This is a genomic window from Ginsengibacter sp., assembly GCF_057362405.1.
Window position 1 is genome coordinate 17,898 of sequence record NZ_JBMQQG010000188.1, and the last position, 22,750, is coordinate 40,647.

Here is a 22,750-nt window from a genome sequence, read left to right on the forward strand (position 1 = left end):
AAAAATTATTTTATGAAAGGCGCAGCAATTAAGCGTTTAATAAAAGGCCGGCAGCTTTAGCCACTCTCTCACCATCCATTGCAGCGCTAACAATTCCTCCCGCGTAGCCTGCGCCTTCACCGCAAGGGAATAGATTTTTTATTTGAGGATGATACAGAAATTCAGGGTCGCGGGGTATTCGGACAGGGGAAGATGTTCGGCTTTCCGCTGCAACCAATACAGCTTCATTAGTGAAATATCCAGGGCTGCCATTTCTTGCTGGCATTTTTTTTCCGAAAGATCGCAATGCTTTTTTTAATCGGGTACTGATAAAATCCGGCAGGATGTCTTTTAATTCTGATGATTGAATACCCGGAATGTATGAGCATTTGGGCAGTGTTGATGAATATTTATTTTTGGTAAAGTCAACCAATCGTTGCGCAGGAGCAACAAATTTTCCGCCACCTGCATTGAAAGCTTTTTGCTCAACTAGTTTTTGAAATTCCATCATTATTAAAGGCGAATCCCTGTTTTGGGCCGACTGTAAATTGAGGCCTGATTTAATTACATCGTCAATTTCTACCTGTACTACTAACCCGCTGTTGGCAAAAGGGTTATTTCTTTTGGAAGGGCTCCATCCGTTAACCACCAGTTCATTATTGTTAGTAGATGCCGGTGCAATAATTCCACCGGGGCACATGCAAAAAGAAAATACACCGCGGCCATCTACCTGTTCAACAAGGCTATAGGACGCGGGTGGTAAAATCATCCCGTCATCACCTTTAGATGAGGCATAATTGCCGCCATTTCCGTATTGAATGTTATTTATTAATTCCTGCGGATGTTCCACTCTTACACCTAATGCGAAAGGCTTCGCAGTTATTATAATTTTCCTGGCCTCTAACAGACTATAAATATCCCTGGCTGAATGGCCGGTTGCCAATATAAAAGAATCCGCCTTATACAAGTCTCCATCTTCAGTTTGTATTGCTTTCAGAAAATCCTTTTCTATTTTAAAATCGATAACTTTTTTATTGAAGTGAAATTCGCCTCCACATGCTAAAATGCGTTTACGCATGGCAGTTATAATATGTGGCAGTTTATTCGTTCCAATATGTGGATGTGCTTCGTATAAAATATTTTCTTGCGCTCCAAAATGAACAAACAAATTTAGTATGCGGTCAATATTTCCCCGCTTTGTACTTCTTGTATATAATTTTCCATCGCTATAAGTTCCTGCGCCTCCTTCTCCAAAACAATAATTGCTGTTCGGATTTATAATTCCTTTTTTGTTTAATAAAGCAAGATCGCGTCTTCGCTCTTTTACATCTTTTCCTCTCTCAATTATTATCGGCCTGATTCCAATTTCAATCAATTGTAAGGCGGCGAATAATCCTGCCGGACCTCCTCCTATAATAACAATTTTATCTTTAGATAAGGTTACATCCTTAAATTCAAATTCAGTAATTACTGTTTGAATAGATGGTTCATTAATTGATGCAATTACAGTCATATTTATCCAAACTGTTTTGCCTCTTGCATCTATAGATTTTTTTAGTATAGAATAGCCGGTAATCTCTTTAATTTTTGATCCGGTAGATTGTGCTATGGCATATAGTACCAAATGCGAATCAGCGGCTTCCCGCGGAAGTAATTTTAAGGATATTTTTATTTGCATAGAAAGATCAGGTATTCATCCTGAAAACTTTTGAAACATCTATGGATAGTGAGTTCTGATTTACTTAAAACGGAAGATCATCAATAGCATCCTGCGATGAAGAAGTAAATGTGTCCAAAGGTTCAAGATGATCATCATCGGATGAAGCCTCTTTACCGGCTTGTAAAATTTGCTCAATACGCCAGGCATCAAGATTGCTAAAATAAGACGTCCGTCCGTCCTTTTCCCACTTGGTTCCTCTAATATTAAAATACACTTTTATTTCATCACCTGTATTTACACGGTCAACAATATTGGTTCGGTCCTGTACGCATTGAAACTTTATATAATTGGTAATTGTTTTTCCATTTATTTCTTCAGATTTTTCCACAACAAATTCACGTACCTTAAAAGTTTCGCTACGTTGCAATATGTTGAATTTTTCCAATAGTTTTCCTGTTAATTCATAACTCATTTTAAAAAATTTAGTCTTTAAAGATATAGTCATTTACTTAAAAAAAATATTCAATTATCTTAAACCGCAAAAAATCTTTTGCACATCTTTTTTTTGTGCGAAATATTTTTTTTTAAATTTATAATAAGGAAATATTTTTTTAATAACCGACTTATAAAAGCAACTTTTTTTCTGTAAGTCAATGTGGGCTTATCTATAAAATCCGACAATAATTTTTTTTAAAATTCATAACTTTTTTTTAAACAGCTATACTGTTTTCATGAGCACAAAAACAAAGAATAAAAAATTTTTTTTTCAACAAATTATTTTGATATTCGCTGTCTGCTCAGAAAATATTTATGAAATTTTTTTTTATAAATTTTCTCAGAGATCCCCGGAAAAACAAGGAATATTACTAAATTAAATAAACGGCTTACGGAAAAATGGATAAGGCTTGCGAAACAGTTTGGCATAATTGTCTCAATATTATAAAGGATATAGTGGAGTGGCAACATTACAAAACCTGGTTCGAGCCAATTACCCCGGTATTATTAAAGAATAATATTTTAACGATTCAGGTACCAAGTCAGTTTTTTTATGAGTATATTGAAGAACATTATGTAAATCTTCTTGCTAAAACGTTGAAACGGGAATTGGGTAAAGAAGCAAGACTTGAATATAGAATAATGGTTGACAGTGGGAACGGAAATAACTTGCCCTTGATGATGGATGTGCCAGGGCAAGGTTACAAATCATATTCAAATAACGAAATGGATTTTCCTTTAGTAATAAATAACCCTGTTAAAAATCCCTTTGTAATTCCGGGACTTAAAAAAATGCAAATAGATGCACAGTTAAATCCTGTGTATGTATTTGATGCATTTATAGAAGGCGATTGCAATCGCGTAGCAAGGCGTGCCGGAAAAACTGTTGCAGAAAAACCCGGCTCAACTTCATTTAATCCTTTGGTAATTTACGGTGGTGTAGGATTAGGCAAAACACACCTTGCCCAGGCGATAGGAAATGAAGTGAAAAGGCTAAACAACAACAAGGTTGTATTGTATGTAAGCTCTGAAAAATTTATTAACCAGTTTGTTGACCATAGTCGCAATAATGCTATAAATGATTTTATACATTTTTACCAGTTAATAGATGTGCTGATAATTGATGATGTGCAATTTTTTAATCGTGCCGAAAAATCACAGGACGCTTTCTTTGCCATTTTCAATCATTTACATCAAAGCGGGAAACAATTAATCCTTACATCAGATAAACCTCCGAAAGATTTAGAAGGTGTTCAGGAAAGATTATTAAGCCGGTTTCGCTGGGGGCTTAGTGCCGACCTACAAATTCCTGACTATGATACCAAGATTGAAATTCTCGAAAGAAAGATGAAAAATGATGGGTTGGATATGCCCAAAGAGGTTGTAAAATACATTGCTTATAATATCCAAAATAACATTCGTGAACTGGAAGGAGCTTTAATTTCCCTGTTGGCACAATCTTCGCTTAATAAGCGTGAAATTGATCTTGAATTAGCCAAAAAAGTGTTGAGAAATTTTATCAAATCATCATCAAAGGAAATAACCATAGATACCATACAGAAAATGGTGTGTGATTACTTTGATGTTCCTTATGAAAAGCTACTGCAAAAAACGCGTAAAAGAGAAATTGTTCAGGCAAGACAAATTTCTATGTTTCTTGCCAAGGCCTTTACTAAAAATTCTCTCAAAACAATAGGTGAACATTTTGGTGGTCGGGATCATACTACAGTCATTCATAGCTGCCAAACAGTAAAGGATCTTATGGACACCGATACTTTATTCAAAGAAAGTGTAATTGAACTCCAGCAAAAAGTACAACTTGCTGCAATGTAATTTCCAACAATTTTATAGGGCATTCGCATTAATTATTTATTTTAAATTTCGAATTGCAAATGTTACTTTTGCAGCCCTTATAATATAAAAGGAGAGGTGCCTGAGTGGCCGAAAGGAACGGTTTGCTAAATCGTCGTACGGGTTAAACTGTACCGTGGGTTCGAATCCCACCCTCTCCGCTCAACCGGGCATTGAATATTGTAAGGAGAAAGTTTTTCGGGGCGTAGCGTAGCCCGGTTATCGCGCCACATTTGGGATGTGGAGGTCGCAAGTTCGAATCTTGCCGCCCCGACCAAGTTGATTTTTTCAAAGGTAAAAGCTCGTTAAACTCTTTGTTTACGGGCTTTTTTCTTTTTTAGCCTGCAAAAAATATCAATTTTCGTGTGATAAATTGCATGATAAAATTGACGCAAGACTAATCAGCACTGACCCCTGAATTATCAAATCAATTTTTCGGCTGTTCTATATATATAGTTAGAAAGCAAATAAATAGAACTAAATGTGACGACGATGTTTATACAGCTATAGAAGAAATTTTAGCTTACAATTTAGCCGCTGGAAATTTGAGCAGTCAGTATCTTAACATGCTAAGCCCTCGCTTTAATCGAATTTTTTTCCTTTCGTGTACCAGAAGTCTTTATAGGAAATACCGATTGTAAAGCTTGCATAATTCTCTTTTACCGGGGTGTATTGCGAGCCTCGCACTCCATATTCAAAAGCAAGATGATAACTCATCGTACTTCGTTTGCTATTTATCCCAACACCCATGGTAAAGCCTTTGTCATTAACCTGTTGATTGTTTATTTGCAAATAAGAATCATTATAAAAAACGCCAGCCTGGAGATTTAAAATTTCATACTTTGCGCCGAGGTATTCTTTCTGTTTAGAATATTCGACTCCGGCAGAATATCTGTTGCTATTTATCAACCTGTAGTTAGGCCCGCTTTGATTTAACGGCGACCAGTTTTGAAATCTGTAATCCGCCAAAAAAGTCAATTTATTATCTTTTACTATGGAAATTCCAAAACCAGTATTAGTTGGTAAGGTAAAAATTGTATTACTGATAGTTTTATTAGATAAAGTGTCACCTATTCCATCTTTTATAAGTGCAGTGTATTGTGCGTTCAACGGTGTTTCAGGGGCATAGGTGAAACCAAGATTTACATTCCATTTTTTGGAGAGTTTTACATGGTATTGCAACCCGTAATCAAGGTATAGATCGCGTATATAGATATTTTTTTTAGTGTAAATATTTGAAGAAACATCGGAAGAAAATAGAGAATCTTGTTGCAACAAAGAGCCACCAAGATAAGAGGCATTAAAACCTAAAGACAGATTCTTAGTTATTTTAAAACCGCTCGCAAAGAAAAATCGGTTTACGCCTCCGCTTCCATCATAATCAACAGGTACTGTCAAATTTGAGCCTTGTAGATTTTGATTTCCTGAAAATGAATAGTTACTGGTGCTGTATGGCATTAGTCCCGCGGCTGCACCCCACCATTTATTTATTCTTATACCCAATGACATTTTTTCAACACTAAAATCCTGGGCCGATAATCCCGGTGTTACCCCCGTTCCTGAATATTTTACAAATTTTCCCCGGCCTGAAAGCTCAACCAGAAATAACTGATTGGTAAGACTGCTTAAGGAAGCAGGATTATTAATAGTAACGAAACTATTGTTACTGTACGCTATACCGGTATTTGCCATCCCTGAGGTACGGTTAAAATAAGATTGTTCCAGGTCACCAATTCCAATAATTGAATAAGGAGAAGTTACATTTTGAGCGTACACTCCTAAACAACCGAAAAGTACAGACGAAAGTATAGTAAGATGTAATTTTTTACGAAAAGTACTATAGGTTACTGGAAACATAATAAACTTTTAATTGTAATGCACCTCCTGAATTATTCTTATCTCCAATTACAAGCCGGTTGAAGGTTGTTGTTGACGCAGGGGAAGGTGGTATAAGCAATAAACCATTTTGATTGGCATAGTTAATTGAAATTTGCTGTTGAAGATAAGAAGTTACATCATACACATAGGTGGTATTTGAATTATATAAGGGATCAATCACAAGATTGCCGGTTTGATATCCGTTTGAAGTTGTAGAAACTAATGGTGAGCCTAAATTATTTAAACGATCTGTTGTATACGCATAAAGTTGGGGAGGCAATGGAGTGAAACCCGAATAAGTTTGGTTGACGGGCGTAACGATTAATTCTGCTCTGACAATTTTTAAATAATCAGGTCGTAAAAGCAAACGTCGAATTGTCGGAAATTGTATTTTAGGTATAAATCCTGTTATATATTGTAAATAGGCACTTCCATTGGTATTTGTGGAACTTATTTCCCTGTCAGCACCACCAAAAGCTGACAAAGGCGTACCAGACCTATCGGAAAGAACCTGGTTGAATTGTTTGTTATCCCCATTGTAATACTTGAAATCAAGCACTTTGGGTGTTGTAAAAAGGCCATTTACATGATAGTAAAGCCGCATGGTTACTGTGTCCTTAAATCCGTAAATAGCATGCATTCCATTAGCTGAGGGCGTTATCTTAAGACCTTTGAAATAATTTATAAAACTTGTGGTGTTTTGTATTGTATAATCGCCGGAGTTGTAGAGATTAAATAATTCTTTTCCCTTGGCATCAGATAACCTGATAAAAACACTATCAGTTATGTGAGGATAAATCAAAGTTGTCAATGTTCCTAAAGGCGTCGGATCAACAGGAAAATCGGTATTATTATAGAATGTAGTTTGATAGAGGGGAAAAGTTATTGGGTTTGTTAACTGGTAAACGGAAAGTTGTGAAATTAGGGTTGTATCACCATAATATGTCTTATTTGGTCTCAAAATTAAAACCAAGGAGTCATAAACTGATTTTTTGTCGAGGGGTGCAAGTGCGGGTGGGGATAATTCAACAAACGAACTAGCCGTGATTTTCCCGAAATTATTATCTATATAGCTACCAATCAAGATAGTAGCTGAACCCGAAGTACTAATAGAATCCCTGTATACAGTTGAAAGATTAGCGGAAAGGGTATCGACCAATACGATATTAGTATAGGTATCGTTCACATAAGCCTGGCCAAATTTAATTTGAGGTTTGTCGCAAGCAGAAAAAATAAACGCCGGAAGTATTAATATTTGAGCCCAGTATTTAAAATAATCAATACTAATTTTTTTCATGCTTAAAATTGAAGGTTGCAATATTATAGTTTGCATTGTTAGCATTTTGTTACTATGGCTTAACATTACATTGTTATCTGCAAAAACATTTAATTTATCTGTTAATGTGTTTTATTAATGTATAAAAAACGTAATAAACGTTTTTCAAAATTGTTTTGCAGAAGAAAATAAAGAGTTTGTCGATAAAACAATATTGCAAAGCCATTTTAACGATTTGTGCGATGGGCGTAAGATTACATTCGCAAAAAATAATTTTTTAAAGATGAAAACATTCATGCCATTACTATTTGCTGGTCTTATTTTTACTACAATCGTCTCGTGTCATAAATCAAAAAACACTACTACTATTACGGGGAACTGGGTAAGTAAAGGAGAGTTTAACGGCGTTGTGCGAAGCGAAGCAGTTTCTTTTGTAATTAACGACACAGCTTATGTTGGCACCGGCTACGATGGCAATAATAGATTAACTGATATTTGGGCTTATAACGCTGACGGAGATTCGTGGTATCAAAAAGCAGACATGCCGGGCACTCCACGAAATTCGGCTGTTGCATTTGCCGCTGCAGGGAAAGGCTATATAACTACAGGATATGATGGTGTTAATATGTTAAACGATACCTGGGAATTTAATCCGATAGCAAATAAATGGACAAAAAAAGCAGATTTTGCGGGTTCGCCAAGATATGACGCAGTTGCTTTTGGTATTGGCGATAAAGGCTATGTAGGTACCGGTTTTGATGGTACTTATCTAAAAGATTTTTATCAATATGACCCAACATCTGATACGTGGACATTAAATATTGGTTATGGTGGAAACAAACGCAAACAGGCTGTTGCTTTTGTATACCAAAATAAGGCCTATGTTGCCACGGGCGTAAACAACGGAAGTTACCAAAGCGATTTCTGGTCGTACGATCCGTCAACTTCTAAATGGACTCAATTGCGCAATACGGCAAATACAAATAGTACAGAAAGTTACGATGATGCGTATGGCCCCATAGACAGGGCAAATGCAGTGTCGTTCGTTATTGGCGATAAAGCCTATTTAAGTACAGGCGAAAACCCTTCGCTTTTGGCTTCTACGTGGGAATATGATTTTGCAACAGATCTTTGGGTTGCTAAACAGGATTTTGAACGCCCCGCAAGAACAGGAGCTGTAGGTTTTAGCGTAACAAAAGGAGGATATGTTATGACGGGTTTAAGCAGTACCTTATCATACGATGATGTTAATCAATTCTTCCCTGATAAGGAATATAACGCAAATGACTAAGAAGTCTTACATACTTCTAATGGCATCATTAATACTTGCCATTGCGATAATTGGTTTTTCCGCCAAGCCAGGTAATAGTGATCGCGAAAATATGCTATTGGTGGAATCAGCTACTTTCGAAGTTCCGGGAGGCTGGGGATATAATATACTGGTGGATCATAGAATTTTTATTCACCAGCAAATTATACCTGCAGTAGAGGGAAATAAGGCATTTGCGAGCAAAATCGATGCGGAAAAAACCTCAAATCTTATTGTTCACAAAATTACTAATAGGCTGTTGCCTGCTGTAACAAAAAGGGAACTGGATTCTTTACAAATAAATTATTAGACTACGAATTAAGCTCAATAAGATTAAAAAAGTCTGGCTTAAAAATATTCCCTATTGGTACCATAAATTTTCCTATCGAAATCTCGTTCTTGGAAATAGTGTCAATATGATTCAGGGATACTATGTACGATCTGTGAACCCTTATGAATTTATCAGCGGGTAATTTTGTCTCAAACGCATTCAGGCTCTTGAGCGTTACAACCGGGTTACTTTTTCCGTCAAGATATATTTGAATATAATCCTTCATTCCCTTGCAAAAAAGAATATCGTCAAATCTAATTTTCACGATTTTATATTCTGATTTTATAAAGACGAATTCCTGTTTTTGCAATGTTGAAGCATTTAACATATAAGCTGTGTTATAATTTTAGTATTTTTTTGCACGATGCAAAGTAAAGGGAAAAATTTCTTTCAACTTGTTTATTCGATCAAATATTATCGACAAATTAAGGTTTTTTGCAGACTAAATGCTTTCGCATATCAATGTCTTTTTCGGCAAATCCATAAAATTTTACCAATGCACAACAAAATAGCTGCAGGTAAAAATAATGGCCTGTCTTTTATTGAAAAGGAGTTTTTTCTCTGAAAATTATTACGAAACTAACCGATGACCAGTACACGAAGAAGGTCATTATCAGGTCACCTTATTTTTAACGATTTCAACTAATTCCTGCGAGTTCTAAACTTTTCTTTTTTAATTTTCTCAGATCCATGTCTTCAATAATGGCATCAGGTGCTAAAATAACAGATGTATTATTTTCTTTCCACCAGTTATTTTCAGTGAGATGGTTGAAGTTTATTACGCCAATTAAATAATTTCTTTTTTCCTGGGCGTGCCATTCTTCTATCCATTCAAATTTATCACGCGGTATAAAATTCCAATCATCAAAACTTACATAAATACGTACATAAAAATCGTTGGTAAGTTGATTGGGTGTGTGATGATACAGTTTCTTGTATTCGTATTTATAGTCGTACCGGAGCGCTGATATATCACTTAACACTGCAGATGCGGTAGGAAAGCTGCCTGCGCCTTTCCCATAAAAAAATTGTTTGTCTGCAAAAGAACTCTCAATAACAACACCGTTGTATTCATTTTTTACAAACGATAAATGATCATCTTGTTTTACAAATTGTGGAAAAACGAATGCGGCTATTTTTCCATTCACTAATTTTTTAGCTTGCGCCACCAATCTTATTTCATAATTTTTTTCTCTGCCAACATTAGCATCATTTTCATTTACGTTTTGTATACCTGTAAATAAAATATCATCGGTAGTAGCAACAATGCCGTAAGCATGGCATAGCAATATCACCCATTTATGAACGGCATCCCAACCATCTACATCCAATGTAGGATTGGCTTCTGCGAAGCCGAGCTGCTGCGCCTGTAACAATGCAGTTTTGAAATCAAGTTTGTCTTCAAACATTTTGGTGAGAATATAGTTAGTAGAGCCATTTACAATTGCACGCATGGAATGCAAAAGGTCATTATCATAATATTCCTCCAGGTTGCGTATAACGGGGATGGACGCACACGCAGAAGACTCGCAAAGAAATGGCATCCCGGTGTCCTGCTGGAGTTGCAATATTTGTGGTAAATGTTCGGCAATCATTTTTTTACTGGCGCTTACTACGGCCTTTCCGTTTGTTAGTGCTTTTGAAATTATTTCAAATGCGGCGTCAGATTCGTTAATAACCTCTACTATTACATTTATAGTTTCATCATTTAATAACTCATCCCTGTCAACTGTGAATAGTTCAGCTGGTGCATTTCTTTTTTTCCCGGGATCTTTAATACATACTTTTTTAATAGTGGCATTTAAAGAAGAAGTTTGATGCAAAACTTTATATAAGCCTTCGCCTACTACCCCAAATCCAAATAACCCGATGGTTAATCTGCGGTGTGCTGTCATAGTTATATTATTAAGTCAGAATTTTAGATTGTTTTGTTTTTGTAATAAAACCTGTGATGATCTTTTGAATTTGTTCTGCTTCTAATAGAAAGCCATCATGACCATACAACGAACTGATAGAAATAAATTTTCCGTTACGAACGTTTTTTGCAATAGACTGCTGCTCATTCAAAGGAAAAAGAATATCAGTTTCAATACCTATTGCCAACGTTTTCGCTTTAATTTCACCTAAAGCAATTTCAACGCTTCCCCTTCCACGACCAACATTATGGGAGTCCATTCCTTTACTTAAAAAATAGTAGCTGAAGGCATTAAATCTTCGTGCCAGTTTTTCTCCCTGGTATTTTTGATAGGATTCACTTTTGAAGTTGTCAATTCTTTCATTTTCGTTTTCACTTTGGCTGGCATGGTAGGTATCATAATGCCGATACGAGATCAGTGCAACACTTCTTGCAGCTTTCATTCCTTCTACACCGGCGTGTTCATTTTTAGTCTTCCATGTTTCATCTGCGTCTATGCACATACGTTGTGAAGCATTAAATGCAACACCCCACGCAGAATGTATCGCATTAGTTGCAACAGGAAAAATATATTCAAATAAACCGGGTTCCTCGATAGCCCATTCTAATAATTGTTGCCCACCCATTGAACCACCAATGCCTATCTTTATTTTTTTTATTCCTAAAAAGTCTTTCAAAGGGCGATAAGAACGAACCATATCACGCGGCGTAAAAAATGGGAAATCGTGATAGAAGGGTTTGCCGGTTTCTTTATTTATATCAAGTGGCCCAATGCTTCCGTAACAACTGCCAGGCATATTTACGCAAATAATAAAATAATTTTCGGGATCAAATAATTTTCCTTCACCCACTAGGCCTGGCCACCACTCGGTTGGGTTACTGTTTGCCGTAAGTGCATGAAAGATCCACACAACATTATCTTTTGCAGCACTGAGCACACCATAAGTAGTGTATGCTAAATGATATCCCTGTAATATTTTTCCCGATTCCAGCGTAAAGGATTGATCGGACTTGTAGATACTATAAGACAAAATAATATGTTCAGCTATTTAAAAAAAATGCAAATGTATACCGACATAAAATAAAATCACTAAATAATATTTTATGTCGGTATAAACAATTGCCAGCCAGGAATTTACCCTACTAATTCTTTCGAGAAGACTTTATTAAAAGCCTGTTGAAGATCGGCTTTAATGTCGTCTATATGTTCAATGCCAACACTAATGCGAACCTGGTTTGGTTGAACACCTGCCGCTTTTTGTGCAGCTTCATCCAGTTGTTCATGAGTTGTTGACGCAGGATGTATAGCTAATGTTTTGGCATCCCCAACGTTGGCCAAATGACTAACTAGTTTTAATGAATCAATAAATTTGCTGGCATTTTCTTTTCCTCCTTTTACACCAAAGTTTAAAATACCGCCAAATCCATGGCCCAGATATTCGTTTGCCAAAGCATTGTAAGGGCTGCTCTTTAACCCGGGATACTCAACAAATTCCACCGATTCATGTTTCTCGAGCCATTGTGCCAGATCCAATGCATTGTCAACATGGCGCTGTACACGAAGAGATAATGTTTCTAATCCCTGTAATAATAAAAACGAATTAAATGGACTTTGAGCGGGTCCAAAGTCGCGAAGGCCTTCCACTCTTGCACGTATAGCAAAGGCGATGTTTGGCAAGCCGAGCGGATTACCTTCTCCAAATACGTCCCAGAATTTTAAACCATGGTACCCTTCGGACGGTTCGGTAAATTGAGGGAATTTTCCATTTGCCCAATTATAATTTCCGCCATCTACAATTACGCCGCCAATGGATGTTCCGTGCCCACCGATCCATTTGGTTGCTGATTCAACAACTATATTTGCTCCATGTTCAATCGGGCGGAATAAGTAACCTGCTGCACCGAAAGTATTATCAACAATTAAAGGAAGGTCATATTCCCTGGCCAGGTCTGCAAACTTCTTAAAATCAGGAATGTTTAACCTTGGGTTTCCGATTGTTTCCAAATAGATGGCTTTTGTATTTTTATCAATATGTTTCACAAAGCTTTCTACATCGTCTCCATCGGCAAATCTTGCCTCAATTCCTAAACGTTTAAAGGCAACTTTAAACTGGTTATACGTGCCGCCGTACAGAAATGTTGTTGAAACAAAATTATCGCCCGACTGCATAATATTATTCAGTGCTAAAAACTGTGCTGCCTGTCCTGAAGATGTTGCCAACGCTGCAACGCCGCCTTCCAATGCTGCCATGCGTTGCTCAAAAACATCAGTGGTAGGATTCATTATTCTAGTATATATATTTCCAAATTCTTTCAGTCCAAATAAATTAGCAGCATGTTCAGAATTATTAAAAACATAAGAGGTGGTTTGATAAATAGGAACTGCTCTTGATTTTGTGGAAGGGTCGGCTTGTTGTCCTGCATGAAGCTGCAGCGTTTCGAAATGTAAATTGCTCATAACTTTTGTTTTAAAATGAATAATTAAGAATGTTTTCCTAAGGATAGAAAGGCAAAGCCCCGAATGGTAATATAGATTGAATGATGCCTTACGGCATACAACGTCCGCACATAATCATATTTGTGGGTACAAGAGCTTGAAAAATTATGGTAGTAGTATTTGCCATTTTAGTTACCCCACAAATATAGTAGGGTTTTAGTCATATAATCAAATCTTTTTTAAAAGTAACCCTTCTTCAGTTATGGGGGGTATAAAATTAATAATATAATAAGTGCACGGGATAAAAAATCCGTTTACAATTTGTTAATGATTTAGTTGTATAAAGGTTATACTGGATATGTTTCTTTGCAAAACCTCCAGGCATGAAACACAGCTTGATCGCACTGTACTTATTTTCTTTTGTTACCACAAGTGGACAGTTAGCTCCTAAAACTAAAAACATTTTCATAGTTACTATTGATGGTATAAGATGGCAGGAAATCTTTGAGGGTGCCGATGTCGATGTCATCAATAATCACCGTTATACTTCTGATGTTGACCTGGCAAAATTGATTTACCTGGATTCTTCAACTTTACAGAACCGTAAAAAATTACTTCCTTTTTTTTGGAATGTAATTCAGCAAAAAGGCCAGCTGTATGGAAACAGGTTGTATGGCAACAAAGTAAATGTTTCTAACAGCTATAAATTTTCGTATCCGGGATATAACGAGATATTTACAGGTTATCCTGATCTATATGTTAATTCTAATGCAGCAAAAAATAACCCGAACGTTAATGTACTTGAATATCTTAATACGTTCGACGAGTTCAGAAACAATGTCGTTGCGTTTACATCCTGGAATATCTTTCCTTATATTCTCAATAAAGAACGAAATGCAATGCCGGTCTATAGTTGCTATGATTCAATAGAAGCAAACGGAGATGCAGATTTGGCGATATTTAATAAAGTACAACAAAATCTTATTCGGAATAAAACGGGCACCCGCCGTGATGTTCTCACGTTTATTGCAGCATCTGAGTATATAATAGCCAACAAGCCTAAAGTGGTATTTATAGGTTTTGGCGAATGCGATGAAGATGCGCACAGAGGATCATATGACAAATACCTTCAACATTTAAATGCTGATGATAAAATGATTCAGCAGCTCTGGTATTACATTCAATCAACACCAGAATATAAGGATAAGACAACTTTAATAATTACAACAGATCATGGCCGCGGGAAAAAAGCTAATAACTGGAAGGATCACGATGTTTTAATTAAAGGCTCGGGCAATGCATGGCTGGCTATTATTGGTCCGGATACAAAGGCAGAAGGAGAAATTGAAATACCTGGCAAATTCTTTCAAAAGCAGATTGCGGCAACTATTTCAAATTTACTTGGATATAATTTTATTGCTAACCACCCGGTAGCGGGGGCAATTGAATTTGCAAAATAATATTGAGCAATTCTGAAATTGACACAAAATAAAATGTTTGGTTATTTAGATCCTGTCCGCCTGTTTTATAAGCTTCAAACGATTTTCCTTCTTTGTATCATATCACAATCGGCATTCAATCACTTCTTCACAGGAAAACCCGACTTTTGCAAAAAATAAATTATCTGGTATGAACAAATTCACAGAACACAATTTTAAAAATGAAAAGGCCTTAATAAGAGTTGACTTCAATGTTCCACTTGATAAAGAGTACAACATTACCGATGATAACCGAATTCGTGCGGCATTGCCAACTATAAAAAAAATTCTTTCTGATGGCGGAAGTGTAATTCTGATGTCGCACCTGGGAAGGCCAAAGGGTGGACCCGAAGAAAAATATTCCCTTAAACATCTTGTGAACCATTTGCAGGAATTATTGGGCAATACGAAAATCTTATTTGCAGATGATTGCATTGGCGCCGATGCAGTAGAGAAATCTAAAGCTTTACAATCGGGCGAGGTTTTATTATTGGAGAATCTTCGCTTTTATAAAGAAGAAGAAAAAGGTGATGAAGCATTTGCAGAAAAATTAAGTAAGCTGGGAGATGTATATGTAAATGATGCATTTGGCACAGCTCATAGGGCACACGCTTCCACAGCAGTTATTGCTAAATTTTTTCCTGCTGATAAAAAAATGTTTGGATTATTGATGGAAGGAGAAGTTGCAAGCGCCGAAAAAGTGATGCATAACTCCAATAAACCATTCCTTGCAATTATAGGCGGTGCAAAGGTTTCAGATAAAATTCTCATAATTGAGAATTTGCTGGAGAGAGCCACTGATATTATAATTGGCGGAGGGATGGCATATACATTTATGAAAGCGATGGGCGGCAAAGTCGGAAGTTCTCTTTGCGAAGACGACAGGTTAGATAAAGCTAATGAGTTGCTTAAGAAGGCCGAAAAAAAAGGCGTTTGTATCCATTTGCCTGCTGATTCAATTATTGCTGATAAATTTGATAATGCTGCAAATGTCTCCGGTGCATTAAGCAATGATATACCCGATGGCTGGATGGGACTTGATATTGGTGAAATTGCGTGCGAGACTTTTTCGGCAGTGATTCATCATTCCAAGACCATTTTATGGAATGGGCCGATGGGTGTTTTCGAAATGAAAAAATTTCAACATGGCACCAGGGTTGTAGCTGAAGCTATCGCCGAAGCAACTACTAACGGTGCGTTTAGCCTGGTTGGTGGAGGTGATAGCGTAGCAGCCGTAAACGAATTTAATTTGGCAGACAAAGTAAGTTACGTTTCAACCGGCGGTGGAGCATTGCTGGAGTATTTTGAAGGAAAAGTCCTGCCCGGAATTGCAGCCATTCAGTCTTAATTATTTCTAAATAAATTATAAATAGACAAATTAGCAGTGATAAATGCTTTGGTATCGGTTTTGAGAAACTATACTTTTATAAATTAAACTTTAAAAAAATGAAACGTAGTCCTGTTCTTTTGATAGTTATTGGCGTTATTGTTATCCTGTTTTTTTGGGGATGCAATCAGCAAAGAGGATTAGCAACTGCTGACCAAAATGTGCAAACCGCATGGAGCAATGTTGAAACAAATTATCAACGTAGAACCGACCTGTATAGCAGCGTTGTTAAAACCATCCAGGGTTCAGCCAATTTCGAAAAGTCAACTTTAACAGCAGTAATAGAAGCAAGATCAAAAGCAACTTCTGTACATGTTGATATTAACGACAGCACAAGTCTTCAGCAATATCAACAGGCTCAGGCTCAGTTGCAAGGTTCGTTTAGTCGATTAATGGCTGTGGCAGAAGCCTACCCGGATTTGAAAACCACTAAGAGTTTTCAGGATTTTCAGGCACAGATCGAGGGAACTGAAAATCGTATAAATGTAGCAAGACGGGATTACAATACCGCCGTAAATAGTTATAACCTCAAGGTAAAATTATTTCCAAACAATTTATTCGCGGGCATCCTTGGCTATCATGTAAGGGCTTACTATAAAGCAGATGCCGGGAGCGAAAAGAATCCCGATATAAATTTTGATATAAAATAAATCGGGAAAACAAATGTTCCACTTTTTTAAAAAGAAACCTTTTTTTTCTGAAAAAGAAAATGAGTTAATTGTCCAATCCATTCGGGACGCTGAAAAGCAAACCAGCGGAGAAATAAGGGTTTTCATTGAAAGTAAATGCCGGTTTATTGATCCGTTGGACAGGGCTTATGAAATTTTCACTCAACTTAAGATGAACGAGACAGAACACAGGAATGGTGTTTTGTTTTATGTTGCGTTAAAAGACAAACAGTTGGCAATATTTGCTGATAGCGGCATACACGAGGCTGTTGGTGAACAATACTGGAAAGATGTTGTGAAGCATATTCTTACATTCTTCAATAAAGAAAATTATGCACTTGGTATTAAAGAGTGCATTACAAAAATAGGAGAGGCGTTGAAAAATAATTTCCCTTACGACAACAATATTGACAAAAATGAGCTTCCTGATGAAATCATTTTTGGAAAGTAATATCTGCGACTATTCATGAAAAAAATCATAGTACTGTTTTTTGTTTTTTCCTTTCACTCTGTGTTTGCCCAAAATATTGAGAAGAGACCGGTGCCACCAAGAGCTGTAAATGATTTTGGGAATATGCTGGCGCCCTTTCAGCGGGATGAGTTAGAACAAAAACTGGATGCTTATAATGATAGCACATCTTCAGCCATAGTTATTATCACAGTTAACAATCTTGACGGCTACGATATAGCGGATGTTTCTTTAAAATATTTAAGAGATTGGGGCGTAGGCACAAAAGAAAAAAATAATGGTGTTGTAATTCTTGTTTCTAAAGAAGACCATAAAGCAAGAATTGAAACCGGCTATGGAATGGAAGGAGTATTGCCGGATATAACCTGCAAAGATATTATTGATAACAAGATGATACCGGCCTTTAAGGAAAATGACTATTACCGTGGATTTGATAATGCAGTAAATGCGGTAATTCAGGCTGCAGCCGGCGAGTATAAGGCCACGCCGTCAAACAAAAAAACAGGACCACCGGTTAAAACTATTATCATTCTCGTTGTACTTTTTATCATCCTGCTATCTTTCTTCAGAGGTGGTGGTGGAGGCGGCAACTATATGAGTCGTCGCGGTTCAACTGGTCTTGGAGGCTTGCCTTGGTTTCTTATGGGTAATCTGTTAGGTGGTGGCTTGGGTGGTGGTGGAAGAGGTGGTGGATTTGGGGGTGGTGGTTTTGGCGGTGGCGGAGGTGGATTCGGCGGCTTCGGCGGTGGAAGCGGCGGCGGCGGCGGAGCCAGTGGTGGTTGGTAACTTTTAAAATTTCATAAAAAAAGCAGGATTAATTTTCCTGCTTTTTTATTTTGACGAAATGATTTTACTTCAAAAGTCCATCTATATAATCTGCTAATTGAGTATTTCCCTCAGAACGCTTTGCAGTGCTTATTTTATCGAGTGCTTTTTTAAACATGGGGTCAATATAACCTCTGTATTTTGGAGGTATCTGGTTTCTGAAATTCATAATTTCGTCTACCCCCTGTCTAACATGTTCATTATTCCTGAGTTTAGAAAGATAGTCCGCAAATGTCGTCGTACCACGTATTTTATCCGTTGCTTCTTCCTGCGAGGTTATAGGGCTTTTATAATTTTCCAGTATCAAATCAAAATCATCTTCGGTTGGATTTTTCATTATAATTTTTCCAACCACTTCTCCTAATTTTCCTTTTGCATCATTACTATATTTTTTTGCGAGGTTATAGGCTTGCTCAGGTTCAAGTTTGGTTAGTCCGTCAAGTGCCGCACCTGAAACTGAATAAGATGAATCATTTACGTATTTTGTAAATAATGGTTCATATTTTTTATCGTTGAGTTTTACCAATATCTCAAGTGCTTTGGCCTGAACTAATTTGTTGGGATCCTTATCTGCAATTTGTTCTATCACACTTAAAACAGCAGGCACACTAGAGCTTTTCGCCTGGTCTATTTTTTGTAAGGTATATAATCTCAATCCATGATATTTATCATTAAGGCCTATTGCCAGGTTGCTTAGTTTATTGTCTGCAAAATATTCCAAAGCCTCTTTACGGTCCATGTAGTTGCCGGCATATTTGTATTGCTGTTCAAATTCATCGGCTGTCTTATTATCCGTTTTTTTGCAAAGCAAAACTTTATCTGCATCCACATTTACCAATGAGGGCTTGTTGTCGCTTGGGAAATAAAATGTATCTGATTTATCCTGCACCCAAACTTTGTATCTCGTTTTATTTGTTCCGCTGCTGTACACATCTATTGCTAATGGAAATTTAAAAATGCCGCTGTTAGTTTGAGTTTGATCAATAATTACTCTTTCCGCTTTATTGTTATAATCATAGTTGATCGTAATGTCTGGTTGTCCGTTACCGTAATACCATTCATTAAAGAACCAGTTTAAATCCTGGCCGGTGACTGCTTCAAAAGCGAGCCTTAATTCCGGTACTTCGGCACTTTTGAATTTATAGGTATTTAAATAAAGATGTAGTGATTTGAAAAAGGCACTATCGCCAACATAATTATGCAGCATGTGTAATATGGCGCCTCCTTTAGGGTAGCTGACCTGGTCGAAAACATCTTCCTTGTCCTGGTAATAAAACCTTACCAGGTCTTTTAATTCATCAGCAGGATTGCGGAGGTAGGTTTCCCTGTTTTCTTCTATATGCGCATCTCCTGCGTCTACACCATGCCGGTAGGTATCCCAAAGTGTTTCACTATAATCGGCAAAAGATTCATTTAAAGTTATGTTGCTCCAGCTTTCAGTAGTTACCAAATCGCCAAACCATTGATGAAATAATTCATGAGCTATAGTTTCTTCCCACCTGTTGCCGTCTATCAGTTGTCTTCCATTTTGGTACGCACTTTCCTGGTGCAAAGTAGCAGTTGTGTTCTCCATAGCGCCGCTTACATAATCTCTTCCAACTATCTGGTCGTATTTTGGCCATGCGAAAGGCACACCCGTTATTTTTTCATAAAAGCCGATCATCGCAGGTGTTTCTCCAAATATTTTTTTAGCGAAAGGTGCATATTCTTTTTCAACATAATAGTCAACCGGTAAAGTTTTATAATGATCTTTTACAATTACATAATCACCAACTCCCATAAAGAACAAGTAAGGGGCGTGCGGCAAATCCATTCTCCAATAATCCGTTCGCGTTCCATCCGCATTTTTCTTTTGACTCTTAAGCAGGCCATTACTTAACGTCACATATTTTGATGGAACAGTCATTGAGATTTCCTCGGTTGTTTTCTGGTTGGGTTTATCTATTGTGGGAAACCAGGCGCTGTTGGATTCCGTTTCGCCCTGTGTCCAGATTTCAATGGGCTTGTTTTTATCCTCCCCTTTTGGATTAATAAAATATAAACCCTTCGCATCAGTAATCGCTTCGCTGCCTTGTTCTTTCAGTTCATTTGGCCTTGAGACATAATTAATATAAATAGTGTAGTTCTCGCCTGCCTTATATGTTTTATCGAGTGTAATTTTTAGTTGCAGGCTGTCATAAGAATATTTTAGCGGGACTTTCGAATTGCCTTTCATTAAAGCAATTTCTTTAATTTCCATTCCCTTCGCATCCAAGGTTAAGGAATCGGTTGGGTAAAAATGCGGATGTAGGGTAACCCATTCTTTTCCGTACATCCAGGCCTTATCATAATCAAAGCTAACATCAAGCTTCGTATGCACAAGATCGTTAATGCGTGTGGCGGTAGCTCTGTATAAATGTTTCCATGCGGTATCCTGTGGTTGATCATCATCCTGTGACATGGCAGTTACAAAAGAGCCGGCCAATACAATAGCAAACAAAAGTTTTTTCATATTGAATTTTTAGTGGCGGCAAAAGTAAATTGATATTGTAAAAAGAAATCAAAATTTGGATAGATGGCAAAATTTGTTGTTTTATTAAATAGATTTGCTGAATATGGTTATCACTACTTTAAAACGGATTCTTTTATTAGTTTTTATTGTCAACTCGTCGCTTTTTGTTAAAGCCCAACAAGTTCATTTTGTTTATTTACAAACAGAAAATGGCCAGCCCTTTTACGTTAAAATGGATAAACAAGTGGTGAGCTCTTCGGCAGCGGGTTATCTGATCATCCCAAAATTGACTGATGGTAATTATAAACTGAGTGTTGGCTTTCCTAAAAAAGAATTCCCCGAAGAAGATTTCCAAATTGTTGTGGATAAAAAAAACGAGGGGTTCTTATTAAAGAATTTTGGTGAAAAAGGATGGGGGCTGTTTAATATGCAATCATTTGGCATTGTAATGGGTGGAGGTACCAATGCCCCGGATACCGTTGCGAAAAATCTCCAAAGCGACCCGTTTGCGAAGATGCTGGCAAATGTTGTAAAAGATTCATCTATTCTGCAGCGAAACGAACCAAAAGAAGAACCAACAAAAGAAGTAGTTTCTCCAACCAAAAAAGATTCCGTCGCTGCAGTTATTGAACCCCAACCGATCTCACTTTCCCCTGCAAAAAAGCTTTTAAGTGAGAAGAATAAAGACGGAATGGAAATGGTGTATATAGATCCTTTTGAAAATGGAAATGATACGATAAGAATTTTTATTCCGGCGGAAAAAGAAATGGCAAAAAATGAAACGCCTAAAACAGTTGATCTTACCCAAAAGCCCATCGAATCTCCGCGTGAGGACACTACTCTTATTAGGGATACGTCTGATCTTAAAAAGAGTACCGCGATGAATGATAGCGTTGGGACGAAAGACACGGCATTGGTAAACAAGTCCGCAAGTGCTACAAAGATTGATTCTGATACAACTGCGCCTGTGCCACCTTTAGTATCTGAAAACAAAAATCCCGTGGGAAATAACGATAGCAATTTGGTGAAAAAGGACGAAGAAATTAAGCAGCAGGCGGATGAAGTAAAACCACCGCCACCCTCATTTATTCAGCAGGATTCAACAACAAAAGAAGCTATAAAACCCGCAGAGACAAAAAATGCAAGCTTCGAAGTATTGCCCGAAGTGGTTAAATCATCTGCAACTAATTCTGATTGCAAAGCATTTGCCGATAATGGAGACTTTTTAAAATTGCGTAAAAAAATGGCATCCGAAAGTTCTGATGATAACATGATCAAGGCTGCGAAGAAAGTGTTTCATTCCAAATGCTTTAGTACAGAGCAGATTAAAAACCTATCGTTTTTATTTCTTACTGACGAAGGAAAATATAAGTTTTTCGATGAGGCATACGCATTTGTTTCAGATTCTAATCAATACATAACACTTCAGTCCCAGTTAACCGACAGCTATTACATTAACAGGTTTAAGGCTATGATTCATAAATAATCCATCGCTTTACATGCCACGATATTTTATTGAAGTTGCGTACAAAGGCACCAGGTATTCGGGTTTCCAGGTGCAAAAGAATGGAATCACTATACAATCAGAAGTAGAAAAAGCCCTGGCAATCAAATTCGGCAAACCATTTCAACTTACCGGTGCTTCGCGAACAGATGCAGGGGTTCATGCTTTACAGAACTATTTTCATTTTGACACAGACGTAGATTTATTTAATGAAAATGGCAACAGCGAAACTGCCATGCAGAAGATCCTTTATTCTTTAAATTCTATGTTGGATGAAGATATTGTTATTAAGAATATTATGGAAGTGGATGAAGGGCTTCATTGCCGTTTCGATGCCATAAGCCGTGAGTATAAATATTATATCTGCCGTAAGAAAAATCCGTTTTACAACGACAGGGCTTACTTCTATCCCTATACCCTTGATTTTGAAAAACTGCAAAAGGCAGCAGCCATTATCCTACATACAAAGGATTTTACCTCATTCTCCAAAAAAAACACCCAGGTGAATAATTTTTTCTGTTCAATTTTCAAAAGTGAATGGATATTCGAAAATGATCTTTTAATATATAATGTGGCAGCCAATCGTTTTTTACGCGGAATGGTGAAGGGCCTGGTGGGTACCATGCTTAAGGCAGGCACCGGGAAAATCTCCATGGATGAATTTATTACTATCGTAGAAAGCAAAAATGTGCACAATGCCAATTTTTCTGTTCCTTCACACGCACTTTTTTTAGTGGAAGTAAAGTATCCCGGTTTTTAATGTTTACATCGCTGCAGCAAAATATTTTTAAAAAATA

19 protein-coding genes and 2 tRNA genes are annotated in these 22,750 nt (G+C 37.1%); 12 read left to right on the forward strand and 9 right to left on the reverse strand.

All coding sequences use genetic code 11. The features are described from left to right. Positions 1-28: 28 nt before the first annotated feature. Positions 29-1,657: an NAD(P)/FAD-dependent oxidoreductase gene (locus tag ACO1O5_RS16345; protein WP_486272098.1), complete on the reverse strand. Its 1,629-nt coding sequence runs from the start codon at positions 1,655-1,657 to the stop codon at positions 29-31. A 64-nt stretch (positions 1,658-1,721) separates the two neighbouring features. Beyond that, positions 1,722-2,111 carry a DUF3127 domain-containing protein gene (locus ACO1O5_RS16350; protein ID WP_486272100.1) on the reverse strand — a complete coding sequence of 130 codons (390 nt, stop codon included), beginning with the start codon at positions 2,109-2,111 and terminating at the stop codon, positions 1,722-1,724. Between the two features lie 422 nt (positions 2,112-2,533). Here ACO1O5_RS16350 and dnaA point away from each other — a divergent pair, with 422 nt between their 5' ends. The 3 genes from dnaA (at position 2,534) to ACO1O5_RS16365 (ending at position 4,262) form a co-directional block, all read left to right on the forward strand. Further along, positions 2,534-3,967 carry a chromosomal replication initiator protein DnaA gene (dnaA, locus tag ACO1O5_RS16355; RefSeq protein ID WP_486272102.1) on the forward strand — a complete coding sequence of 478 codons (1,434 nt, stop codon included), beginning with the start codon at positions 2,534-2,536 and terminating at the stop codon, positions 3,965-3,967. Between the two features lie 90 nt (positions 3,968-4,057). Beyond that, a tRNA-Ser gene (locus tag ACO1O5_RS16360) sits at positions 4,058-4,146 on the forward strand. A 38-nt stretch (positions 4,147-4,184) separates the two neighbouring features. Then, positions 4,185-4,262: transfer RNA gene (locus ACO1O5_RS16365), tRNA-Pro, on the forward strand. A 305-nt stretch (positions 4,263-4,567) separates the two neighbouring features. Here the strand turns inward: ACO1O5_RS16365 and bamG are convergent. Together bamG and ACO1O5_RS16375 are read right to left on the reverse strand one after the other, a co-directional pair. Beyond that, complete coding sequence (gene bamG / locus ACO1O5_RS16370) at positions 4,568-5,842, reverse strand: BamG family beta-barrel-assembly machinery protein (RefSeq protein WP_486272104.1); 1,275 nt, start codon at positions 5,840-5,842, stop codon at positions 4,568-4,570. Then, on the reverse strand, positions 5,823-7,196 hold the full coding sequence (locus ACO1O5_RS16375) for a DUF4270 family protein (protein ID WP_486272106.1): 1,374 nt from the start codon (positions 7,194-7,196) through the stop codon (positions 5,823-5,825). The genes bamG and ACO1O5_RS16375 overlap by 20 nt, the downstream gene beginning before the upstream one ends. Before the next feature lie 226 nt (positions 7,197-7,422). Between ACO1O5_RS16375 and ACO1O5_RS16380 the strand changes: the two genes are divergently transcribed. Together ACO1O5_RS16380 and ACO1O5_RS16385 are read left to right on the forward strand one after the other, a co-directional pair. After that, positions 7,423-8,430, forward strand: coding sequence for a Kelch repeat-containing protein (locus ACO1O5_RS16380; protein WP_486272108.1), 1,008 nt, complete (start codon positions 7,423-7,425; stop codon positions 8,428-8,430). A gap of 19 nt (positions 8,431-8,449) precedes the next feature. After that, positions 8,450-8,758 carry a DUF4907 domain-containing protein gene (locus tag ACO1O5_RS16385; protein ID WP_486272110.1) on the forward strand — a complete coding sequence of 103 codons (309 nt, stop codon included), beginning with the start codon at positions 8,450-8,452 and terminating at the stop codon, positions 8,756-8,758. Position 8,759: 1 nt separating this feature from the next. Here the strand turns inward: ACO1O5_RS16385 and ACO1O5_RS16390 are convergent, their stop codons facing one another. From ACO1O5_RS16390 to ACO1O5_RS16405, 4 genes are all read right to left on the reverse strand, one after another. After that, positions 8,760-9,044, reverse strand: a complete 285-nt coding sequence (locus ACO1O5_RS16390; protein ID WP_486272112.1) for a LytR/AlgR family response regulator transcription factor — start codon at positions 9,042-9,044, stop codon at positions 8,760-8,762. 373 nt (positions 9,045-9,417) lie between these two features. Further along, positions 9,418-10,674 (reverse strand): homoserine dehydrogenase, encoded by a 1,257-nt coding sequence (locus ACO1O5_RS16395; protein ID WP_486272114.1) that lies wholly within the window; start codon positions 10,672-10,674, stop codon positions 9,418-9,420. A gap of 10 nt (positions 10,675-10,684) precedes the next feature. Then, entirely contained in the window at positions 10,685-11,725 is a 1,041-nt protein-coding gene (locus ACO1O5_RS16400; protein ID WP_486272116.1) for a homoserine O-acetyltransferase family protein, read from the reverse strand. A 104-nt stretch (positions 11,726-11,829) separates the two neighbouring features. After that, complete coding sequence (locus ACO1O5_RS16405; protein ID WP_486272118.1) at positions 11,830-13,152, reverse strand: O-acetylhomoserine aminocarboxypropyltransferase/cysteine synthase family protein; 1,323 nt, start codon at positions 13,150-13,152, stop codon at positions 11,830-11,832. A gap of 362 nt (positions 13,153-13,514) precedes the next feature. Here ACO1O5_RS16405 and ACO1O5_RS16410 point away from each other — a divergent pair, with 362 nt between their 5' ends. The 5 genes from ACO1O5_RS16410 (at position 13,515) to ACO1O5_RS16430 (ending at position 17,919) form a co-directional block, all read left to right on the forward strand. Continuing rightward, complete coding sequence (locus ACO1O5_RS16410) at positions 13,515-14,591, forward strand: alkaline phosphatase family protein (protein ID WP_486272120.1); 1,077 nt, start codon at positions 13,515-13,517, stop codon at positions 14,589-14,591. Between the two features lie 169 nt (positions 14,592-14,760). After that, positions 14,761-15,957 carry a phosphoglycerate kinase gene (locus ACO1O5_RS16415; protein ID WP_486272122.1) on the forward strand — a complete coding sequence of 399 codons (1,197 nt, stop codon included), beginning with the start codon at positions 14,761-14,763 and terminating at the stop codon, positions 15,955-15,957. 98 nt (positions 15,958-16,055) lie between these two features. Then, the gene (locus ACO1O5_RS16420; protein WP_486272124.1) at positions 16,056-16,646 is read left to right on the forward strand and encodes a LemA family protein; all 591 of its coding nucleotides are present in this window, start codon (positions 16,056-16,058) and stop codon (positions 16,644-16,646) included. Between the two features lie 13 nt (positions 16,647-16,659). Beyond that, entirely contained in the window at positions 16,660-17,115 is a 456-nt protein-coding gene (locus tag ACO1O5_RS16425; RefSeq protein ID WP_486272126.1) for a TPM domain-containing protein, read from the forward strand. A gap of 15 nt (positions 17,116-17,130) precedes the next feature. After that, entirely contained in the window at positions 17,131-17,919 is a 789-nt protein-coding gene (locus ACO1O5_RS16430) for a TPM domain-containing protein (protein WP_486272128.1), read from the forward strand. 64 nt (positions 17,920-17,983) lie between these two features. Here the strand turns inward: ACO1O5_RS16430 and ACO1O5_RS16435 are convergent, their stop codons facing one another. After that, positions 17,984-20,449 (reverse strand): M1 family aminopeptidase, encoded by a 2,466-nt coding sequence (locus ACO1O5_RS16435; protein WP_486272130.1) that lies wholly within the window; start codon positions 20,447-20,449, stop codon positions 17,984-17,986. 232 nt (positions 20,450-20,681) lie between these two features. Here ACO1O5_RS16435 and ACO1O5_RS16440 point away from each other — a divergent pair, with 232 nt between their 5' ends. Continuing rightward, the gene (locus tag ACO1O5_RS16440) at positions 20,682-21,935 is read left to right on the forward strand and encodes a proline and serine-rich protein 1 family protein (RefSeq protein WP_486272132.1); all 1,254 of its coding nucleotides are present in this window, start codon (positions 20,682-20,684) and stop codon (positions 21,933-21,935) included. A 13-nt stretch (positions 21,936-21,948) separates the two neighbouring features. Then, positions 21,949-22,713, forward strand: coding sequence for a tRNA pseudouridine(38-40) synthase TruA (truA, locus tag ACO1O5_RS16445; protein WP_486272134.1), 765 nt, complete (start codon positions 21,949-21,951; stop codon positions 22,711-22,713). Positions 22,714-22,750: the final 37 nt, after the last annotated feature.